Below are 17,077 nucleotides of genomic sequence, written 5' to 3'. Positions count from 1 at the left end.
TCCCAGTGAAACACTCGAGATTTCGGGCATCCCGAGGAGCACCGGCGGCGACGGCCTGCGGGAGAACCCAGCCGGGCGTGAACGACACCGTGCGGAACGGGTGGCGGAGCGGGTACAATACAGGCACGAGCGCGCATGGCACGCGTTCGATGCACGGAGGAGACGCCATGGCGATTTATGTGATGTCGGACATTCACGGACATGTCCGTGCCCTCGAAGAGGTGCTCGATCTTGCGTCCCCGGGCGATGACGACGAGGTCTATGTCCTTGGCGACATGGTCGATCGCGGGCCCGCGCCCGTCGATGTGATTCGCCGCGTGCGGTCGCTTCCGAACGTCCACGTTCTCATGGGAAATCACGAGAACATGCTCCTCGACGTGCTTCTCGATACGGGGGAGATGGATGGCTTCACCTGGGCGCTCAACGGCGGGTTCGCTACGGCGACCGGCCTTGACGTGCTCGATCGCGATGAATACGCCGAGCTCATCGATTGGATGCGCGGGTTGCCGCTGTTCGCCGTGGCAGAGACCGAGAGCCGTCGCTACATCCTCACGCATGCGGGCATCGACGCGATGGAGGCGCGCGGGTACCTGGCGACGGCGGGAGTAGACACGAGCGAAGGGCGCGGTGCGGCGGAGGCCACTGAAGAGCAGCTGCTCGATATGATGTCGCGCCAGCTGCCGGAAACCCTGCTGTGGACGCGCGAGGAGTTTTGGGGCCAACCGACCGGATTCGTGGGCAAGGATGGCACCGGTCCCGTCGTGGTGGTGGGCCATACTCCGTCGATCGTGCTTTCGCGCTACGCGGACCGCATGGCAAACGAAGGCGTTAACGAGGATGGCCGCGGCATCGTGGTCCCCGTGGGGGCATGCGATGCGACGGGCGGCGTTGCCGATCGCATCGATATCGATTGCTCCGCGGCGGCGGGCGCACCGAGGGGGCGCGTGGGGCTCGTGCGCCTCGATGACGGAGCCGTTTGGTACGGCACCATCAAGGACGGCGAGTAGTGAGACAGTTTCACCCGGCACAACTGTCTCACTCCGCATGAGACAGTTGTGAGACAGTTGTGCCGGGTGAAACTGTCTCGTTTGCGCGCGTCCGGCCGCTATGACGAGAACGGGTTCCGCTCCTTGCGGATGGCGCGGCGAATGTTGAGGTATTCCAGAATGAGCAGCACGAGCAGGAAGGCCATCGACGCCAGATAGCTCACCACGGCGCCCGTGAGCCCGATGAGGTTCACGAGCACGAGCGAGAGCGCCGTGACCGCCACGAACGCGAGCAGGTAGAGGCGCATCACGGAGCCTTGGCGACGAAGCACCGTCACGATGGCGTACAGGAAGTCAATCGCCGCGATGACGCCGCCCGCGATGACCATGAGGTAGCAGAGGAAGCGGAACTGCTCGAAGTCAACACCGTACATGAAGCTCGTGAACGGTATGCCGACCGTCGCCATGAGGATGCCCACCGCTGCGGTCACGCCAACGATAACGGCCACCATCGCGAGGATGATGAGGTCGAACCGGCGGCGCTTGCGCGGGTTGGACCAGATGTTGGCCAAGCGTACGAGCTGGGGCTTATAGATGAAGCCGATGATGATCTGGATGCTTTGCGACGGGAAGTACAGCGCATTGAAGTAAATCTGGTTCTCGTAGGGGAGCGACCCCTCCATCACGAGCTTCGGCATGGTCTCGATGAGGTTGAAGAGGAAGAGCGCCGCAAAGAGCGGGAAGCACTGGCGGAAGAGATCGATGACCTCCTCCATGCGCCAGCGGCGTGACTTCTCGGTCTCGAGCAGCGCGAGCGGAATCGTGACGAGCACGAGCGATGCCACCGCGGCGATGCCCATGGCGACGGATGCCACGGCGATGTTGTGCGTCACGAGCAGGAAGAGCGTGAAGATGAGAAACACCGCGCCCGATCGGAGCGTCTGCGAGATGCCGGCGAGGTAGAGCTTGTCTGCCTGCTGCAGCCGCCCCTCGTAAACGTCGGCGATGCCGTCGACGAGCTTGAAGAGGTGCACGCCGGCGCAGATGGTTGCCATGTAGGGCTGGTAGTCGCGCACGGTGCAGTAGAGGATGCCGAGCACGAGCGCGGCCGCGGCGGAGCTCCAGCGGTTGATCTGGTACGAGGTGAAGGCGTGCGTCTCGTCGATGTCCGAAACCTGGAAGTTGCGCACGCCGTAGTTGGCGGCGTACATGAGCAGCATGCCCGTGGAGAACGCGAGCGAGAACATACCCGCCTGCTCGGTGCCGGCGAGCTGGGTGGCGATGATCGAGAGGATGGGAAGCGACATGCCCCATACGGTGGTTCCGATGGTGTTCCACACGTAGTCGCGCGAGGCGCTGTGCGATTCGTATTCCTCTTCCTGCTCGCTGAGGGAGCCCTTGTACACCGACTGGAGCAGGCGCGTCCACCATTGGTTGACAAGACGGGCGAGGTAGGGCTGGCGGCGGCGCCGCGCGGCGAGGTGGCCCGCGTTGGCGCGCGCGGCGCGGGAGGGGCTCGCGGCCGGCGTGCCGCGACGCTCGGCGAGCTTAAGGCGGAGGGTATCGAGGGGATTCAAGGACACGGTGTTCCTCTTCATCGGGGTCATGACCGTTCACGGTGTCGTGGTGCGACAACGCGTGAACGTCAATTATAATCAGTTACCAGTGTAGTTGAGCGATGTACACAGTTGTTACGGACGGCGCGGCTACTTGATCGCTCGGAGTGCGCGCCAAGGGCTAGAAAGGTACTGCGAATGATCGAGACGATACTGCTGGAAAACGGAATCAACTGCGATTTCGATCGCGTCCATGTGGACTGGAGCCCCGCGAAGCTCATCGAGCACTCCGTGTCGCACCATGAGGCATACCTTACCTCGACCGGTTCGCTCTCCGTGTCGACGGGTGCCTTTACCGGCCGCAGCCCCGAGAACCGTTACATCGTCGACGCCGGTGAGGCCGACGAGCAGGTGAATTGGAACAGCAAGACCAACAAGCCCATCGACGAGTCCACCTATAAGCGCGTTCGCAAAAACGTGGTGCGCTACATGTCGCAGCGCCGCCACCTGTTCGTGATCCGCGGCTATGCCGGCGCCGACCGCCAGTACGCGCGCAAGGTCATGGTCGTATGCGAGCGCGCGCACCAGGCGCTCTTCATCCAGAACATGCTCGTCCGTCCCAGCAAGGATGAGCTCGAGGTCTTCGGCCGTCCGGACATCATGGTGCTCGCGGCGCCCACGTACGTGTGCTCCCGCGACCGCGATGGCGTCGAGCCCGCTGCGGTGATGCTCGATATGAACGGGAAGCAGATCGTCGTCGCCGGTACCGGCTACTGCGGCGAGATCAAGAAGGCCGTCTTCACGATGATGAACTACCTCCTGCCCATCGAGGACGGCGTGCTCCCCATGCATTGCTCTGCCAACGTCGATCCCGACACCGGCAAGACCTGCATCCTGTTCGGCCTCTCGGGTACCGGCAAGACCACGCTCTCGGCCGACCCGGCGCGCCTCTTGATCGGCGACGACGAGCACGGCTGGAGCCCCCGCGGCGTCTTCAACATCGAGGGCGGCTGCTACGCCAAGACCATCGACCTCACGCGCGAGCGCGAGCCAGATATCTTCGACGCCATTCGCTTCGGTAGCGTGTCCGAGAACGTCAAGCTCGACCGTAAGAGCCGCGCGCCCATCTACTCCGATAGCTCCATCACCGAGAACGGTCGCGCCGCCTACCCGCTCACGCACATCGAGCGCGTGGTGGAGTCCGGGACGGGCGAGGTGCCGAGCGTCGTGCTCTTCCTCACGGCCGATGCCTACGGCGTGCTGCCGCCCATCTCGCGCTTGAGCCGCGAACAGGCGATGTTCCACTTCCTTACGGGCTACACCGCCAAGGTTGCGGGAACGGAGCTCGGCGTCAAGGAGCCTCAGCCTACGTTCTCCGCGCTTTTTGGCGAGCCGTTCATGCCGCTCGACCACATGGTCTACGCCTATTTGCTGGGCGAGAAGATCACGCAGAACGATACGCGCGTCTACTTGGTGAACACCGGCTGGACGGGCGGCCCGTACGGCGTCGGTCACCGCATCGCGCTCTACCATACCCGCGCGCTCGTCAAGGCTGCTCAGGACGGCTCGCTGGACATCGCTGGCTACAAGCACAACGACGTGTTCGACGTCGAGGTGCCCAACGAGTGCCCGGGCGTGCCCCGCGAGCTGCTCGATCCGCGCGGCACCTGGGACGACCCCGCTGCCTACGATAGGGCCGCGGCCGATCTCGCGTCCAAGTTCAAGGAGAACTTCGAGAAGCGCTATCCGGGCGTCGACCTTAAGAGCATGACGCGCGTCCGCTAGCGAGTTGACGCCGCGCGGCGCCCTGGCGGGCATGCAAAATCAGGACAGAGGGAATTTTGCAAAGGCAGTCTGTCTCGCCAGGGCGTCGTTCGCTGAAGCTGGCTCAATCCGCGATGATGATGCAGAGCCGGTGACTTACATCACTTCTATCAGGTCTGTTGCGGTATCATGGTCGCGACATACCGCCCCATCCCCGGATGGGGCATCGCGAGCGCGTGCGTGCCGACACTGTAGGGCAAAGAAGGTGGTCGGCGGGTGCGCGTTCGTTCGTTTTGGGTGCCTGATGGCGTTCAGGCCGAAGGGCGCCTTGCGAAAGGAGCGACATACATGAAGAGATTTGTTGTCGAGGATTCGTTTTGGGAGCTCTTTCCCCAGGCAGTGATCGGCATCGCTGTCGCGGAGGGCATGAAGCCCGCGGCTAATGTTCCCACCGACGATGCCGCAGAGATCGAACGCCTGCTCGACCGAGCCAACGTGCAGGCCGAGCGCTTCATCACGAGCGATGTTATCTCAGAGAATGAGCCGGTGCGTGCGTGGCGCGAGGCCTACCGGGCCTTCAAGACGAAGAAGGGCGCGCGCTGCTCCATCGAGAACCTGCTCAAGCGCGTGCTTAAGGGCAATCCGGTGGGAAGCATCACGCCCTCGGTGGATATCTACAACGCCATCTCGCTCAAATATGCGTTGCCTGTGGGCGGGGAGGACATCGATGCCTTTGAAGGCGATCTGCGCCTGGGCGTGACGGAGGGCGGCGACCCGTTCCTGCCGCTCGGGGCAAACGAGCACGACGACCCGACGCTTCCCGGAGAGGTGTGCTACCGCGATGACGCGGGAGCCGTGTGTCGTTGCTGGAACTGGCGCGATGGCGTCCGTACGGCGCTTACCGATGAATCAAGCAATGCGTTCCTTATCATCGAGTGTGTTGAGCCTGAGCGCGCTGACGACTGCCAGGCGGCCGTCGACGAGCTCGCTCAGCTCGTGGAGCGCTACTTGGGTGCCACGATTCGCGTGAAGGCCCTCGTGACCGCGGAAAACCCGGAGGTCGTCATCGCCGATTAGTAGCATTTGAGACAGTTGTGCCTGGCACAACTGTCTCAGAGACAATCGTGCCTGGCACAACTGTCTCATCTGAGGGGCGGGGGAGGAGGTCCGTATGGAGCGCGAGGGATTCTTCGAGCGCGTGTACGACATGGTGGAGCAGATTCCCGAGGGGATGGTTGCCACGTATGGACAGATCGCCCGCCTGGTGGGCGAGCCCCGCAAGGCCCGCTACGTGGGCTTTGCGCTCCATAGCAATCCGCGCCCCGGCGAGGTGCCGTGCCATCGCGTGGTGTTCGCCGATGGAAGCATCTGCGAAGGGTTCGCATTCGGCGGTCCTGAAGCTCAACGAAGGCTTCTTGAGGACGAGGGAGTCGCCTTCAAAGACGAGACGCATGTCGATATGAGGCTGTGCCGCTGGCCTGCGGGCACGGCGTGACAAAGAGGGGGAGCCATGGCGAACGTACCGTTTTGCACCTGCACCGACCATACATGCCCGAATAACCCGTGCAACCATAATTCTGGCTGCACGCCGTGCATTGCGAAATGCCTGAAGCAGCATGAGATCCCGACCTGCTTCTTCAAGGACATCTCGACCGATTTGCTGCCCGGCGATGAGCAGGATTGGACCTACAAGGGCTTTGCCGAGCACGCGCTGAAGCATCTGAGTGCCTAAAGCTGGACGTCTGGTTGGCAGGTCGCTTTTTCGACGTGCCGTCAAGCCGGGCTGAAGTGCCGAATGGCGTCGCAATTTAGACGCTTTGCGTTCCAAAACGGCAAATACACGGACCCCAATTCGTCAATGCGGTTTGGCGCATGTGCGCATCGCTTCGGCAAACGAAAGGTAAGCTCTGGCTAACTTATGAAAGACCTGTGAAGGTGCCCTAGGAATCTGGACGGCACCCACATAGTTTACTAAAGTTAACTCAACGACCGAGAGGTAAAGGCGATGAGAAAACCTCTCGCGGCGTGTTCGATCGCATCCTCCCCTCTGTGCGATTGGTGTACTTCAGGAAGAGGCCCCTGCGTCCACGTGGGATGCAGGGGCCTCTTCCTGTGCGCGCAATCTGCCGAGCGTTTTGCTCCGCCGGCGGACGAGGTGGGTTCTGTTACCGATGCTCCGGCTCGATGATGCGCGTGACGAGCTCGGCTAGGGCGCCGTCCTCGGCGCGGGTATCCAGTACGACGTCGCAGAAGGGGCGGGCGTCATCGGAGACGTTCGCAACGCCAACGCCAAGGCCCGCGCGCTTTAGCATGTCGAGGTCGTTCGCGGCGTCTCCAAAGCCAATCGTTTCGGAGATGTCGATGCCCAAGAGCTCGGCTAGGTGCGCAAGGCCCGTGCCTTTGTTCACGCCGGCGGGGACAAATTCGACATAGCGATTCGATGAGTATGTGATAGCGACGTTGCCGGGATCGAGGGTGGGCGCAAGCTCCTCGCCTATCTGACGGCAGCGATCGAAATCGATATCCATGAAGATAATCTTCATGAGCTCCTCATCGCCGATGAAATCATCGAGGCTGCTTACCGAATCGTCGAGCTCGATGCATCCTGGAAAGCCCTTCAGATACTCCTGCTCTTCCGGTGGGAGGAACTGCACATAGGTCTCTCCGCTCGTGGTATAGAGGTGCAGCGCTTGGCGATGCTCGACGCCCCATGCGTAGAGGCGCTCGATCGAGGCACGGTCCCCGGTGGTAGCGAGCAACGGATCGGGATCGCCGTAGCGGTTGATGAAGCCGCCGTTGTACGAGATGATATAGGACCCTTCCATGAGCGACTGATCGACATCGGCGAAGTTGTCCATGATAGATTGATAGGGTCTGCCGGAGCTCGGCACAAAGAGCACACCGAGCTCGCGCAGGCGGCGGAGCGCCTCGACGTTCGCCGCGGGAATGCTGTGGGTGCCGTCGAGAAAGGTCTCGTCCATATCGCTTGCGATCAGCTTGTACATCGGCGCTCCTTTAGGTCCAGAGACGATTTGGGAATGGGACTCCCTGTTATAGGTTACCAGCATGAAAGGGGCTTTAGGTCCAGTTCACGACAGCGAGCGCGCCCCAGGCGGGGAAGGTTGCCGTGAACGAGGAGGACGTAGACCTAGGGGTCGCGCCCGACGAGTGAGCGGCAAGATTCCCCGCCTGGGGCGCGCGCAGCGTCAACTAGCTAGTACACCATTCCCATCGCCTCGCGGACCTCGGCGAGGGTTGCTTCGGCAATCTCGTTCGCGCGGCGGTTGCCCTCGTGGAGCACGTCCTTCACGTAGTCGAGATCCTGCTCAAAGGCGTGACGGCGCTCGCGGATAGGTTCGAAGTAGCCGTTTACAGCTTCGGTTACATACTTCTTGAGCTGGCCAGACCCGCCCATGCCAATTTCTTCGGCAATCTCCTCCGGCGCGCGGCCCGTGCAGATGGCGGCGGTCGAAAGCAGGCCGCTCACGCCCGGGCGCCCCTCGGGATCGAAGGTGATCATGCGCTCGGAATCGGTCTGGCTCTTCTTGATGCGCTTCGCCGTTTCCTCCGCGGTCATGGAGATGGAGATGGCGTTGCCGTAACTCTTGCTCATCTTGCGGCCGTCGAGGCCCGGCAGGAGCGGCGTATCGGAAAGCAACGCATCGACCTCGGGGAATACCTTGCCGTAACGGTTGTTGAACTTGCGCGCGATGAGGCGGGTGAGCTCGATATGCGGCAGCTGGTCGCGCCCCACAGGCACCACGTTGCCCTTGCAGAAGAGGATGTCGCACGCCTGGTGCACCGGATAGGTGAGGAGGAGCCCGGTGAGCTCGTGGCCCGAGGCCTCCATCTCGGCCTTCACGGTGGGGTTGCGCTGCAGCTCCGCCTCGCTCACCAGCGAGAGGAAGGGCAGCATGAGCTGGTTGGCCGCCGGCACCGCGGAATGCGTGTAGATCATGGTCTTTTTCGGATCGATGCCGCAGGCCAGGTAGTCCATGACCATGTTGTAGACGTTGTCTTGGATGTGCTCGGTGGTGTCGCGATCGGTGATGACCTGGTAGTCAGCTATGAGCACGCTGGTCTTAACGCCCATGTCCTGCAGCTCGACGCGCCCCTTGAGCGTGCCGAAGTAATGGCCCAGATGCAGGCGGCCCGTGGGGCGGTCGCCTGTGAGCATCGTGTACTTCTCGGGGTGGAGCGGAAGGTCGGCGCGAATCTCGTCACTGCGCTTGCAGGCGGTCTCGTAGCTGCGTTCGTTGGGCATGGTCGACTCCGTTCGTTCATCTTCGTTCCGGCACATTGCGTCTTTGCGAGGTAGGCGAACGCGCTCAGGAAGAGGCTTTACTTTTTAGCGGCATCATTATCGCGCAGATGGCTCTGAAGGCGCTCGAGTTCTTCGCGGCGCTCCTCGCGGCGGCGCTCGTGCTCGCGTTCCTCGGCAAGCTTCGCTTCGGTGAAGGCCGGGTCGTCGGGGGTGACGATCTCGTCCTCATGGGTTTTGGGGTTGTAGTGGTGGCGCAGCACCGGCTCGAAAAGATGGAGGCGCAGCGCGAAGGCAGCCGAGCAGACGAGCAGCACGATGAAGATGACGATGCGCAGCTCGATGCGAACCTGGTTGATGATGGACGCACCGATCGAGAGCATGATGGACCATGCGTAGATGAGAAGCACCGCCTGCCGTTGGTCGAAGCCCTCTTGAATGAGACGGTGCTGGATGTGGCCCTTGTCGGCTTGTCCGATGCTCACGTGCGCGCGCTTGCGCCGTACGATGGCGGCGAGGGTGTCGATGATGGGTACCCCGGCCACGATGAGCGGGATGAGCAGCGATGTGAGCGCAGCGGTCCTGCTCACCGAGAGCAGCGACACCGTACCGAGCGCAAAGCCCAGGGTGAGGGCGCCCGAATCTCCGAGAAAGATGCTCGCCGGGTGGAAGTTGAAGCGCAGGAAGGCAAGGCAGGAGCCGAAGAGCGCGATCGAGAGCGCAGCAGCATCGGTGCGTCCGGCCAAGATGGAGAAACTGAACATCGTGATGCTTGCGATTGCCGAGATGCCCGTGGCGAGCCCGTCGAGGCCATCGATGAGGTTGATGATGTTCGCGAACGCCACGAGGTAGATGATCGTGATGGGGTAGGAGAGCCAACCGAGGTCGATGAAGGCGCCCGCGACGAAGGGGTTGACGATGCTTCCGATGAGGAGCCCGCCCGCGGCGGCGACGCCTGCAGCGACGATTTGGCCTGCTAGTTTAGCGTACGGCTTGAGGGTTACGATGTCGTCCACGACGCCGGTGATAAAGATGATGCAAAAGGCCGCGGCGAGCAGGTAGTAGTTCACGGGCATGCTCGGGTGCGAGACGAGCGCAGAGGGCCAGCCCCAGCACCATGTACCGATAACCTGCAGGATGAGAGCAACGACGAGGCCGAAGAACACGGCGACGCCGCCCATGCGCGGTGTGGGAGTCTTGTTGATGCGGCGTTTGGAGGGGTAGTCGACGGCGTCGACCCGGATTGCGAGCCGCTTGGCCAGCGGCACGAGGGCGTAGGTGGTTGCACATGCGGCGCCCGCAATGCAGATGTAGGGGAAGAACGAATCCATGAGGGCGCTACCACCAAGACGTGTCCGATAACCATCGCCCGCATCGTGCGGGCATAACGCGATACATCATACCGGAAAGGCGGAAGTGGGGCGCCAGTCGCGGCGATTCCTCACCGTCACAGCAGATACGTGACCGAGGTGCGGGGGATGCCGTCGGGCGTGCAGGGGATGCCGTTTGGTGTGCGCGGGGTGTTGGCGGCGCGGTCTGGTGGCAGGGTGAGCAGACGGCCACACGGCGGCTGTGCCCCGCAAGCGGGCGATAGGTATTCACAATTTGAGATGAGATGATGAAATACAGGTTTTGACCTGCAAAAATAGCGGTATGCGACGACGCACGTTACCATGCCCATCATCTAACACGAAGGGAGATAAGTCAAGACTGGTAATCGGTATTCGGCACGATATGATGATGGTGTTCCGCACCCCGTGGAGCAACTGGGTGAACCGTCACGTTTTTTCAGGGAGCCCACACAGTCGTACTCAGTACAGGCATCCTTCGTTGTTAAGGAAGCTGGAACGGGCGATGAGGGCACCCACCTTGTAGAGGTGGGTTCATTTACGCATAAACGGGGTGCGGTCCTTTTGTGCCGGCTTGCGATGGCCGGGCTTTCTTCGCGGCTCTCTATCAACAGAATCAGTCGATCGCCGCTTGGGGTTTTGTCCTCTACTCATCGAAACGGTTGATCGCCGCGTGGGGTTTGTCCTATAAGCCCGATCTGGGCAAGATCGTGGCCTATCAGATCTACATCAAGAGCTTTTGCGATAGCGATGGCGATGGCATCGGCGACCTGCCGGGCATCACCTCGAAGCTCGACTACCTGGCCTCGCTGGGAATCGACTATGTGTGGATCACGCCGTTCTTCCCCTCCCCGCAGCGCGACAACGGCTATGACGTCTCGGATTACTGCGCAGTAGATTCGGTCTACGGAACGATGGGCGATTTCGACGAGCTTGTGAGCGAGGCCCGAGCGCGAGGCCTCGGCATCATGCGCGACATGGTGCTCTGCCATACCTCCGTGGAGCACGCCTGGTTCCAGCGGGCGCTTGCCGGCGATGAGCGCTACCAGCGCTTCTGATGGTGGCAGGCGACGGCAGGTGGGGGCGGTGCCGGCGGGAACGGCGGAACGGGGCGGCGTGCTTGTTTGCGGCGTGCGGTGTCCACGGCCGTGAGGCCGGTGCCGTCGCGCATGCGATGGTTGCCGCCGGGGTTGTTGCGGCCTCGTTGCGGCCGCCGCTGGCGCTCGAGCTGGTCATCGCCGCCGCGTAAAGAGGCTTCATCGTTCGATGGGCCACGCTCCCGCGGGAGAGATCCAAATTGTCTGTTGACACTCGCCCACGGCTTGGTAGAATATCTTTCTGCTTGGGGACGTAGCTCAGTTGGGAGAGCGCTGCCGTCGCATGGCAGAGGCCGAGGGTTCGACTCCCTTCGTCTCCACCCGAGCAATTTAATCGAGCCCGTAGGAGTGCCTGCGGGTTCGTTTGTTTTAATCGTTTTTGCATCCTGCCTCGGATGGCGCGGCGGGGCGCGGGGCGGGGGCGCCATGGACATCGTTGCTGCAACGGAGCACGACCTTCCGGCTGTCGAGCGGCTCTACCGGGGTGTCGCCGACGAGATGAACGGTGCTCCCCACGACGTCTGGTGGGACTTCGGCGTGCATCCGACCCACGAGGGGCTGCTCGAAGCGGCTCACTCGGGCAATCTGTTCGTTGCCATTGCGCAGGCTCCAGAAGGACGGCATTTTGACGATGGGCCCGAGTGCGAAGCGGGCAGGCCGGTCGCAGGCCTCGGCTGCAGGCCGTCGGTGCTTGGCGCGTTTGTGCTCGATGCTCGGCAAGGGACCGATTACAGCCTCGCGTCCTGGCTCGTTGACGCCCCCTCTGGCCGCGTGGCCGTCATTCACCTGCTCGCCGTGGCGCCAGGGGCCCGCGGGCGCGGCGTCGGCCGGGCCCTGTTGCGCGCTGCCGTTAGGGAGGCGCGCTCGCGCGGTGCATGGTCTCTCCGCCTCGACGTATTCGACAACAACGCCCCTGCGATTTCGGCATATCGCCGTGCGGGATTTGCCGATCTTGGCATCTTCGATATTGAGGTCGGGGGCGGATTGCGGCACCCCTCGCATCTCATGGAGCTCGACCTGCGCGAGACAGATGAGAAGCGATGACGCGCTCTCTATTGCTTCCCTCAACCCTTAGCGCGTGCGAACTCTGCCCGCGCAGGTGCCGTGCAGATCGAGCGGCGGGCGAGCGTGGCGTTTGCGGGGCAACCGACACGCTGCGGCTTGCCCGCGCGGCGCTGCATTTTTGGGAGGAGCCGCCCATCTCGGGCGAGGCGGGTTCGGGCACCGTGTTCTTCAGCGGATGTCCGCTCAAATGCGTCTATTGCCAGAATCACGAGATTTCGACGGGAAACTTCGGCATCGATGTTTCGCCCGAGCGACTCGCCCAGATCATGCTGGAACTCCAGGATCAGGGCGCCCTCAATATCAACCTCGTGACCGCGACTCATTATGCGCACCTGCTGCCGGAGGCAATCGCTGCCGCCCGTGCGCGGGGGCTCGCTATCCCCATCGTCTACAACACGAGCGGGTACGAGCGCGTGGAGGCAGTGCGCGAGCTGGACGATCTCGTTGATATCTGGCTCACCGACTTCAAGTATGCCGATGCCGGGCTGGGCCGTGCTCTTTCGCATGTGCCCGACTACCCTTCAGTCGCCCAGAGCGCGCTCATTGAGATGGCGCGGCAGCTTGAGCGCCATGGGGGAGGAGCCGCTCGCGCAGATGGCACCTGGACGCGCGGGATCATCGTGCGCCATCTGGTGCTGCCGGGGCATGCCGAGGATTCTTGCCGTGTGCTCGATTTGATCTGGGACGCGGTTGGCGACGTCCCCATTTCCGTCATGAACCAATACACGCCGAACGCTGCGATGCGCGCGGCGGGAGGCGAGCTCGCCCGCGCGGTTACCCGGGAGGAGTACGAGCGCGTGCTCGATCATGCCGACGACCTCGGGTTCACGCAGATGTTCTGGCAAGAAGGCGGAGCGGTGGACGAGAGCTTCACCCCGCCCTTCGATACCACGGGCGTGCTTGAGCGCGCGGATGCGCGATAGGGTGCCGATTGGGGCCTTTCTGCATTCTCGGATTTGGCTGAATGCAAGTTTTGGGCACTTCGCGGGGCATCTTCAAAGTATACGGAAGACCGGCAATTCATCTACCTGCTATTTCTTTGGCGTATTGTCTTCGTGTATTCAAGGAATCGCTTCTGGAGTGCCCAAAACTTGCACGTTGCCCGGGAATGTCAAATTGAGGACTGTTCCTCATTTGGCGTGACACAGCGGGGTATACTTCAACCCGATGATTGCCCGTGCGGCACGGTGCCGCCTTTTTGAGAGGACCACTCATGGCAGATGGAGATGCTCGTCCGCTTACCGATGAGGAGCGTGCCGAGCTCGAAGCGCTTCGCGCCGAGAAAGCGCATCGCGAAGAGCAGGAGCGCGCACGTCGTGAGCGTGCCGAGCTCGAGGCGCTCCGTGCTGAGCGACGTGAGGTTGAGGAAGCGCCTGCGGCCGAGCCCGCCGCGTCGCCAGCGTCGCGAGCACCGAAGCCCGCTGCCGGCGAGGCCGCCCACGGTGCTCCTGCCGGGTCCACCGGGAAAAAGACCCATGAGCGAACATTCGGCGAGCGCATGGTGCTTTCGGAGGGCGAGGACGATGACGGCATGCCCTCGATGCCGCCTGCCCAGAAGATCACCATCGGCATCTGTCTTGTTGTCGCCTTGTGCGTAGTCGCCTATATCGCCCTAAGTAACCTCGGCATGCTCGGATAGCACATTCTGCCTGCGGCCGAGCCTACGTGGTCCGTGCCGCACCGCGCGATAGGAAAGGAAGCGGATCAACATGGCTTTGACGGACGAATCGCGCCCCACGGACGTAGCGCTCCTCACGGACCTCTACGAGCTCACCATGGCCCAGGGGCTCTGGGAGAGCGGCAAGGTGGACGAGGAGGATTGCTTCACCGCATTCTACCGCGACCATCCCTTTGGGAGCGCGTACGCGGTGATGTGCGGCACCTCCGACCTGCCCGATCTGGTGGAGAACCTTCGCTTCACCGACGAGGACATCGCCTACCTTGGGTCGCTCGAAGCGCCGGCGGGCGGCGCGCTGTTCAAGCCCGGCTTCCTCGACTACCTGCGCAACTTCCGTATGCATGTGGATATCGACGCCGTGCCCGAGGGCGAGCTCGTGTTCCCGCGCGAGCCCATGGTACGCGTGTGCGGCCCGGCGCTCGAGTGCCAGATGCTCGAGACGGCGCTTCTCAACACGGTTGGCTTCCAGACGCTCGTGGCAACAAAGACCGCGCGCGTGGTCCAGGCGGCGAAGGGACGCCCGGTAGCGGAGTTCGGCCTGCGCCGAGCTCAGGGACCCGATGGCGGCATGGCCGTGGCCCGCGCGAGCTACGTGGCCGGCTGCTCGAGCACCTCGAACGTCCTTGCCGGGCGCAAGTACGGTATTCCGGTCTTCGGCACGCACGCGCACAGCTGGGTGATGAGCTTCGATTCCGAGCTCGAAGCGTTCCGCGCTTTCGCGCGCACGAGCCCCAACAACTGTACGCTCCTCATCGATACCTACGACGTGCGCGAGGGCGTGGAGAACGCCATCACCGTGGCACATGAGATGGAGGAGCGCGGCGAGCGGCTTGCCGCCATCCGCATCGACTCCGGCGACTTGGCGAAGCTTTCGACCTATGTGCGCGGACGCTTCGACGAGGAGGGCCTGCCGTACGTGAAGATCTCGGTTTCCAACGACCTTGACGAATACACCATCCAGAGCCTCTTGGACCAGGGCGCGCCCATCGACTCGTTCGGCGTGGGTACCAAGCTCGCGACCTGCTACGATCAGCCAGCGCTCGGCGGCGTTTACAAGCTCGCCGCGCGCCGCGACCCCGGTGACGAGGGCTGGACGCCCGTGGTGAAGCTTTCTGAGCAGCCCTATAAGCGCACGATTCCTGGCGTTCAGCAGGTGCGTCGCTATATGGACGAGTCGGGCAGCCCCGTGTGCGACCTCATCTACGACGAGGCGTTCATGGAGGGTGAGGGCGAGGCCCGCGGCACGACGCTCGTGGCCGTGAACGACGCCGCGCTCGTAACGAGCGTGGCGGGCATGCCGTACCGGGAGCTGCTCGCTCCCGTGGTGCGTGGCGGCAGCGCCGTTGCCCCGCGTGAGCCGATTGCCGATGCCCGCGCTCGTTGCGCGGCGGCCCTCGATGGCCTCGACGAAGAGTACAAGCGCTTCCTGTACCCGCAGTCCTATATCGTGGGCATGGAGTCCGGCCTTGCGCGCGTGCGCGACGAGCTCGTGCGCGAGCGCATGGAGCAGGCGGGCTCGGCGATGCCGTGGAAGGCTCCCAAGACGAGGCGGTAGCGGCGCGCGGTCCGGTCGCTCGGCATCGTTATCGCCCGCGACCCGGCTGGATGGCCTCGGACGTGATACTATCCAGCCTGGCCGTTGTAACCGCTTATGCAAAATCTGATGGGAGATGCCATGCCCGCTGCTGCCAAGACCATGGTCGTGAAGATCGGTTCGAGCACGGTGACCGAGCCGGGTACAGGCGTGAACCGCCCCTTCATCGCGCGGCTTGCGCATGAGGCGGTCGAGCTGCGCTCGCTCGGGTGGAATCTCGTCGTGGTGAGCTCGGGGGCCATCGCGTGCGGTGCGCCGGTGCTCGGGTTTAGCACCCGGCCTGCCGACATGCCGAGCCTGCAGGCCTGCGCCTCGGTGGGGCAGTGCGTGCTTTCTGCGGCCTATGATGAGGAGTTCCGCGCCTGCGGGCTCGCCACGTCGCTTGTGCTCCTCACCCGCCATGACACGGCGCGCCGCCAGTCGTACCTGCATGCGCGCGACGCGCTCACCAGGCTCGTGGAGCTCGGCGTGGTGCCCGTGGTGAACGAGAACGATACCGTTTCGGTTGACGAGATTCGCTTCGGCGACAACGACACGCTCGCGGCGCTCGTGGCCTGTCTCGTCTCGGCCGATCTCTGCGTTACGCTTTCGGATATCGAGGGGCTCTATACCGCGAACCCGTCCATAGACCCCAATGCCCGTTTCGTACCGCGCGTCGAGAAGATCGATGCGGCGATCATCGCTTCTGCGGGCGATTCATCGAGCGCGGTGGGTACGGGTGGAATGATTACCAAGATTCGGAGCAGCCGAATCCTCATGACGGCGGGCATTCCGAGCGTGATCTGCAGCGGTGCGGACGAAGGGGCGCTTGCGCGCCTGGCTCGCGGCGAACAGGTGGGTACGCTCTTCGTGCCGCCGCATGCGCGCACGGACATCGCTCCGCGCAAGCTTTGGATCGCGCTCGGCGATGCGGCTCATGGCTCGGTTTCGGTGGACGACGGGGCGGCTCGGGCGCTCGTCGAGCGCGGTTCGTCGCTTCTGCCGGTGGGCATCACGGCAGTTGAGGGGCAGTTCAAGGCGGGCGATGTACTCGATGTGCGCGATGCGGGCGGTTTCGTGCTCGCGCGAGGCATCGCTGAGGCCGGCTCCGATGAGCTGCAGCTTGCTGCGGGCCGCCAGCAGAGAGAGATCGCCGGGAACCACTTGCTCCAGGCCCTCGCCGGCCGCCCCGCCATTCACCGGGATAATCTCATCGTTTTCGCCTAGCCGTTTTCGGGCGGCCTGTTTTGCCGTCCCAAGCTTTAGGACATGGCCTCAAGGCCCGTCTATGCGGGGGCGTGGCCGGGCTTAACCTGATCGTAGGCGTAGACCCACCAGCGCAGGCTCTCATCGGTTCCCAGGGCGGGCTGTGCGCCCCGCCGTTCGAGATACAGGTCGGTTTCGTGCCTGCCGAGCCTCACCCGGTACCGCGCCATCTGCCGACCGCCCGCCTCTGCGCCAAAGCGACCGGCTTCAAGCACCTCGTCAATGGGGAAGCTGCGGCCGTCCCGCCATGCGACGCACACGGGCTCGATCGCGCCGTCGCGCCCGAACCGGGCCACGACGTCGACGTACTCGCGGTGGATGCGCCGCCGTTCCCCAGATGTTGTCGTCACATAGTCCATGGCACTAGTATCGAACAACCGTTTGCATTTTGCTAGCGAACATGGCGTGGATTCTCCGTGCGCGTTCGAGCGCCGTGTCCGGACGCCATGCAAAACTAGGACAGAGGCGATTTTGCAAAACTA

16 protein-coding genes and 1 tRNA gene are annotated in these 17,077 nt (G+C 63.2%); 12 read left to right on the top strand and 5 right to left on the bottom strand.

The features are described 5' to 3' along the window. Positions 1–167: 167 nt before the first annotated feature. A complete protein-coding gene (locus AC1VS5_RS05620; RefSeq protein ID WP_481217978.1) occupies positions 168–1,007 on the top strand; it encodes a metallophosphoesterase family protein in 840 nt (279 codons plus the stop codon). Between the two features lie 98 nt (positions 1,008–1,105). Here AC1VS5_RS05620 and AC1VS5_RS05615 read toward each other — a convergent pair whose 3' ends face one another. Further along, the gene (locus AC1VS5_RS05615; RefSeq protein ID WP_481217977.1) at positions 1,106–2,569 is read right to left on the bottom strand and encodes a lipopolysaccharide biosynthesis protein; all 1,464 of its coding nucleotides are present in this window, start codon (positions 2,567–2,569) and stop codon (positions 1,106–1,108) included. 171 nt (positions 2,570–2,740) lie between these two features. Between AC1VS5_RS05615 and pckA the strand changes: the two genes are divergently transcribed. The 4 genes from pckA (at position 2,741) to AC1VS5_RS05595 (ending at position 6,038) form a co-directional block, all read left to right on the top strand. Then, on the top strand, positions 2,741–4,327 hold the full coding sequence (gene pckA / locus AC1VS5_RS05610; protein WP_481217976.1) for a phosphoenolpyruvate carboxykinase (ATP): 1,587 nt from the start codon (positions 2,741–2,743) through the stop codon (positions 4,325–4,327). Between the two features lie 327 nt (positions 4,328–4,654). Beyond that, positions 4,655–5,383, top strand: coding sequence for a B3/B4 domain-containing protein (locus tag AC1VS5_RS05605; RefSeq protein WP_481217975.1), 729 nt, complete (start codon positions 4,655–4,657; stop codon positions 5,381–5,383). Positions 5,384–5,477: 94 nt separating this feature from the next. Next, positions 5,478–5,801 (top strand): MGMT family protein, encoded by a 324-nt coding sequence (locus tag AC1VS5_RS05600; protein WP_019128574.1) that lies wholly within the window; start codon positions 5,478–5,480, stop codon positions 5,799–5,801. Positions 5,802–5,816: 15 nt separating this feature from the next. Beyond that, positions 5,817–6,038, top strand: coding sequence for a DUF6485 family protein (locus tag AC1VS5_RS05595; protein ID WP_144687720.1), 222 nt, complete (start codon positions 5,817–5,819; stop codon positions 6,036–6,038). A 433-nt stretch (positions 6,039–6,471) separates the two neighbouring features. Here AC1VS5_RS05595 and AC1VS5_RS05590 read toward each other — a convergent pair whose 3' ends face one another. The 3 genes from AC1VS5_RS05590 to AC1VS5_RS05580 form a co-directional block, all read right to left on the bottom strand. Continuing rightward, positions 6,472–7,311: an HAD-IIB family hydrolase gene (locus tag AC1VS5_RS05590; protein ID WP_481217974.1), complete on the bottom strand. Its 840-nt coding sequence runs from the start codon at positions 7,309–7,311 to the stop codon at positions 6,472–6,474. A 209-nt stretch (positions 7,312–7,520) separates the two neighbouring features. After that, the gene (gene trpS, locus AC1VS5_RS05585; protein ID WP_481217973.1) at positions 7,521–8,570 is read right to left on the bottom strand and encodes a tryptophan--tRNA ligase; all 1,050 of its coding nucleotides are present in this window, start codon (positions 8,568–8,570) and stop codon (positions 7,521–7,523) included. Positions 8,571–8,647: 77 nt separating this feature from the next. Continuing rightward, positions 8,648–9,898 carry a glycosyltransferase family 4 protein gene (locus AC1VS5_RS05580; RefSeq protein ID WP_019128570.1) on the bottom strand — a complete coding sequence of 417 codons (1,251 nt, stop codon included), beginning with the start codon at positions 9,896–9,898 and terminating at the stop codon, positions 8,648–8,650. Between the two features lie 698 nt (positions 9,899–10,596). On the opposite strand from AC1VS5_RS05580, the gene AC1VS5_RS05575 reads away from it, so the two are divergent. From AC1VS5_RS05575 to proB, 7 genes are all read left to right on the top strand, one after another. Continuing rightward, positions 10,597–10,974 (top strand): alpha-amylase family glycosyl hydrolase, encoded by a 378-nt coding sequence (locus AC1VS5_RS05575; protein WP_204666596.1) that lies wholly within the window; start codon positions 10,597–10,599, stop codon positions 10,972–10,974. A 286-nt stretch (positions 10,975–11,260) separates the two neighbouring features. Then, positions 11,261–11,333 (top strand) — tRNA-Ala (locus AC1VS5_RS05570). A gap of 106 nt (positions 11,334–11,439) precedes the next feature. Further along, the gene (locus tag AC1VS5_RS05565; RefSeq protein WP_481217972.1) at positions 11,440–12,057 is read left to right on the top strand and encodes a GNAT family N-acetyltransferase; all 618 of its coding nucleotides are present in this window, start codon (positions 11,440–11,442) and stop codon (positions 12,055–12,057) included. Beyond that, on the top strand, positions 12,054–13,001 hold the full coding sequence (locus AC1VS5_RS05560) for a radical SAM protein (protein WP_481217971.1): 948 nt from the start codon (positions 12,054–12,056) through the stop codon (positions 12,999–13,001). Before AC1VS5_RS05565 ends, AC1VS5_RS05560 begins: the two co-directional genes overlap by 4 nt. A gap of 290 nt (positions 13,002–13,291) precedes the next feature. After that, on the top strand, positions 13,292–13,717 hold the full coding sequence (locus AC1VS5_RS05555; RefSeq protein WP_481217970.1) for a hypothetical protein: 426 nt from the start codon (positions 13,292–13,294) through the stop codon (positions 13,715–13,717). 70 nt (positions 13,718–13,787) lie between these two features. Next, complete coding sequence (locus tag AC1VS5_RS05550) at positions 13,788–15,311, top strand: nicotinate phosphoribosyltransferase (protein ID WP_481217969.1); 1,524 nt, start codon at positions 13,788–13,790, stop codon at positions 15,309–15,311. Positions 15,312–15,431: 120 nt separating this feature from the next. Next, complete coding sequence (gene proB / locus AC1VS5_RS05545) at positions 15,432–16,556, top strand: glutamate 5-kinase (RefSeq protein ID WP_481217968.1); 1,125 nt, start codon at positions 15,432–15,434, stop codon at positions 16,554–16,556. 59 nt (positions 16,557–16,615) lie between these two features. On the opposite strand, the gene AC1VS5_RS05540 is transcribed toward proB, so the two are convergent. Continuing rightward, positions 16,616–16,945: a hypothetical protein gene (locus AC1VS5_RS05540; protein WP_204627226.1), complete on the bottom strand. Its 330-nt coding sequence runs from the start codon at positions 16,943–16,945 to the stop codon at positions 16,616–16,618. Positions 16,946–17,077: the final 132 nt, after the last annotated feature.

The sequence above is a fragment of the Enorma sp. genome (assembly GCF_982429025.1).
Note: the sequence above shows the minus strand (reverse complement) of the source record. Positions and strands in the feature narration are given on the sequence as shown.

What these genes read in the sequence shown, in the direction of transcription:
- AC1VS5_RS05590 (WP_481217974.1), bottom strand. Translation starts at nt 7,311, where the DNA reads ATGTACAAGCTGATCGCAAGCGATATGGACGAGACCTTTCTCGACGGC.
- AC1VS5_RS05600 (WP_019128574.1), top strand. Translation starts at nt 5,478, where the DNA reads ATGGAGCGCGAGGGATTCTTCGAGCGCGTGTACGACATGGTGGAGCAG.
- AC1VS5_RS05580 (WP_019128570.1), bottom strand. Translation starts at nt 9,898, where the DNA reads ATGGATTCGTTCTTCCCCTACATCTGCATTGCGGGCGCCGCATGTGCA.
- AC1VS5_RS05550 (WP_481217969.1), top strand. Translation starts at nt 13,788, where the DNA reads ATGGCTTTGACGGACGAATCGCGCCCCACGGACGTAGCGCTCCTCACG.
- pckA (WP_481217976.1), top strand. Translation starts at nt 2,741, where the DNA reads ATGATCGAGACGATACTGCTGGAAAACGGAATCAACTGCGATTTCGAT.
- AC1VS5_RS05560 (WP_481217971.1), top strand. Translation starts at nt 12,054, where the DNA reads ATGACGCGCTCTCTATTGCTTCCCTCAACCCTTAGCGCGTGCGAACTC.
- AC1VS5_RS05620 (WP_481217978.1), top strand. Translation starts at nt 168, where the DNA reads ATGGCGATTTATGTGATGTCGGACATTCACGGACATGTCCGTGCCCTC.
- AC1VS5_RS05605 (WP_481217975.1), top strand. Translation starts at nt 4,655, where the DNA reads ATGAAGAGATTTGTTGTCGAGGATTCGTTTTGGGAGCTCTTTCCCCAG.
- AC1VS5_RS05555 (WP_481217970.1), top strand. Translation starts at nt 13,292, where the DNA reads ATGGCAGATGGAGATGCTCGTCCGCTTACCGATGAGGAGCGTGCCGAG.
- trpS (WP_481217973.1), bottom strand. Translation starts at nt 8,570, where the DNA reads ATGCCCAACGAACGCAGCTACGAGACCGCCTGCAAGCGCAGTGACGAG.
- AC1VS5_RS05565 (WP_481217972.1), top strand. Translation starts at nt 11,440, where the DNA reads ATGGACATCGTTGCTGCAACGGAGCACGACCTTCCGGCTGTCGAGCGG.
- proB (WP_481217968.1), top strand. Translation starts at nt 15,432, where the DNA reads ATGCCCGCTGCTGCCAAGACCATGGTCGTGAAGATCGGTTCGAGCACG.
- AC1VS5_RS05595 (WP_144687720.1), top strand. Translation starts at nt 5,817, where the DNA reads ATGGCGAACGTACCGTTTTGCACCTGCACCGACCATACATGCCCGAAT.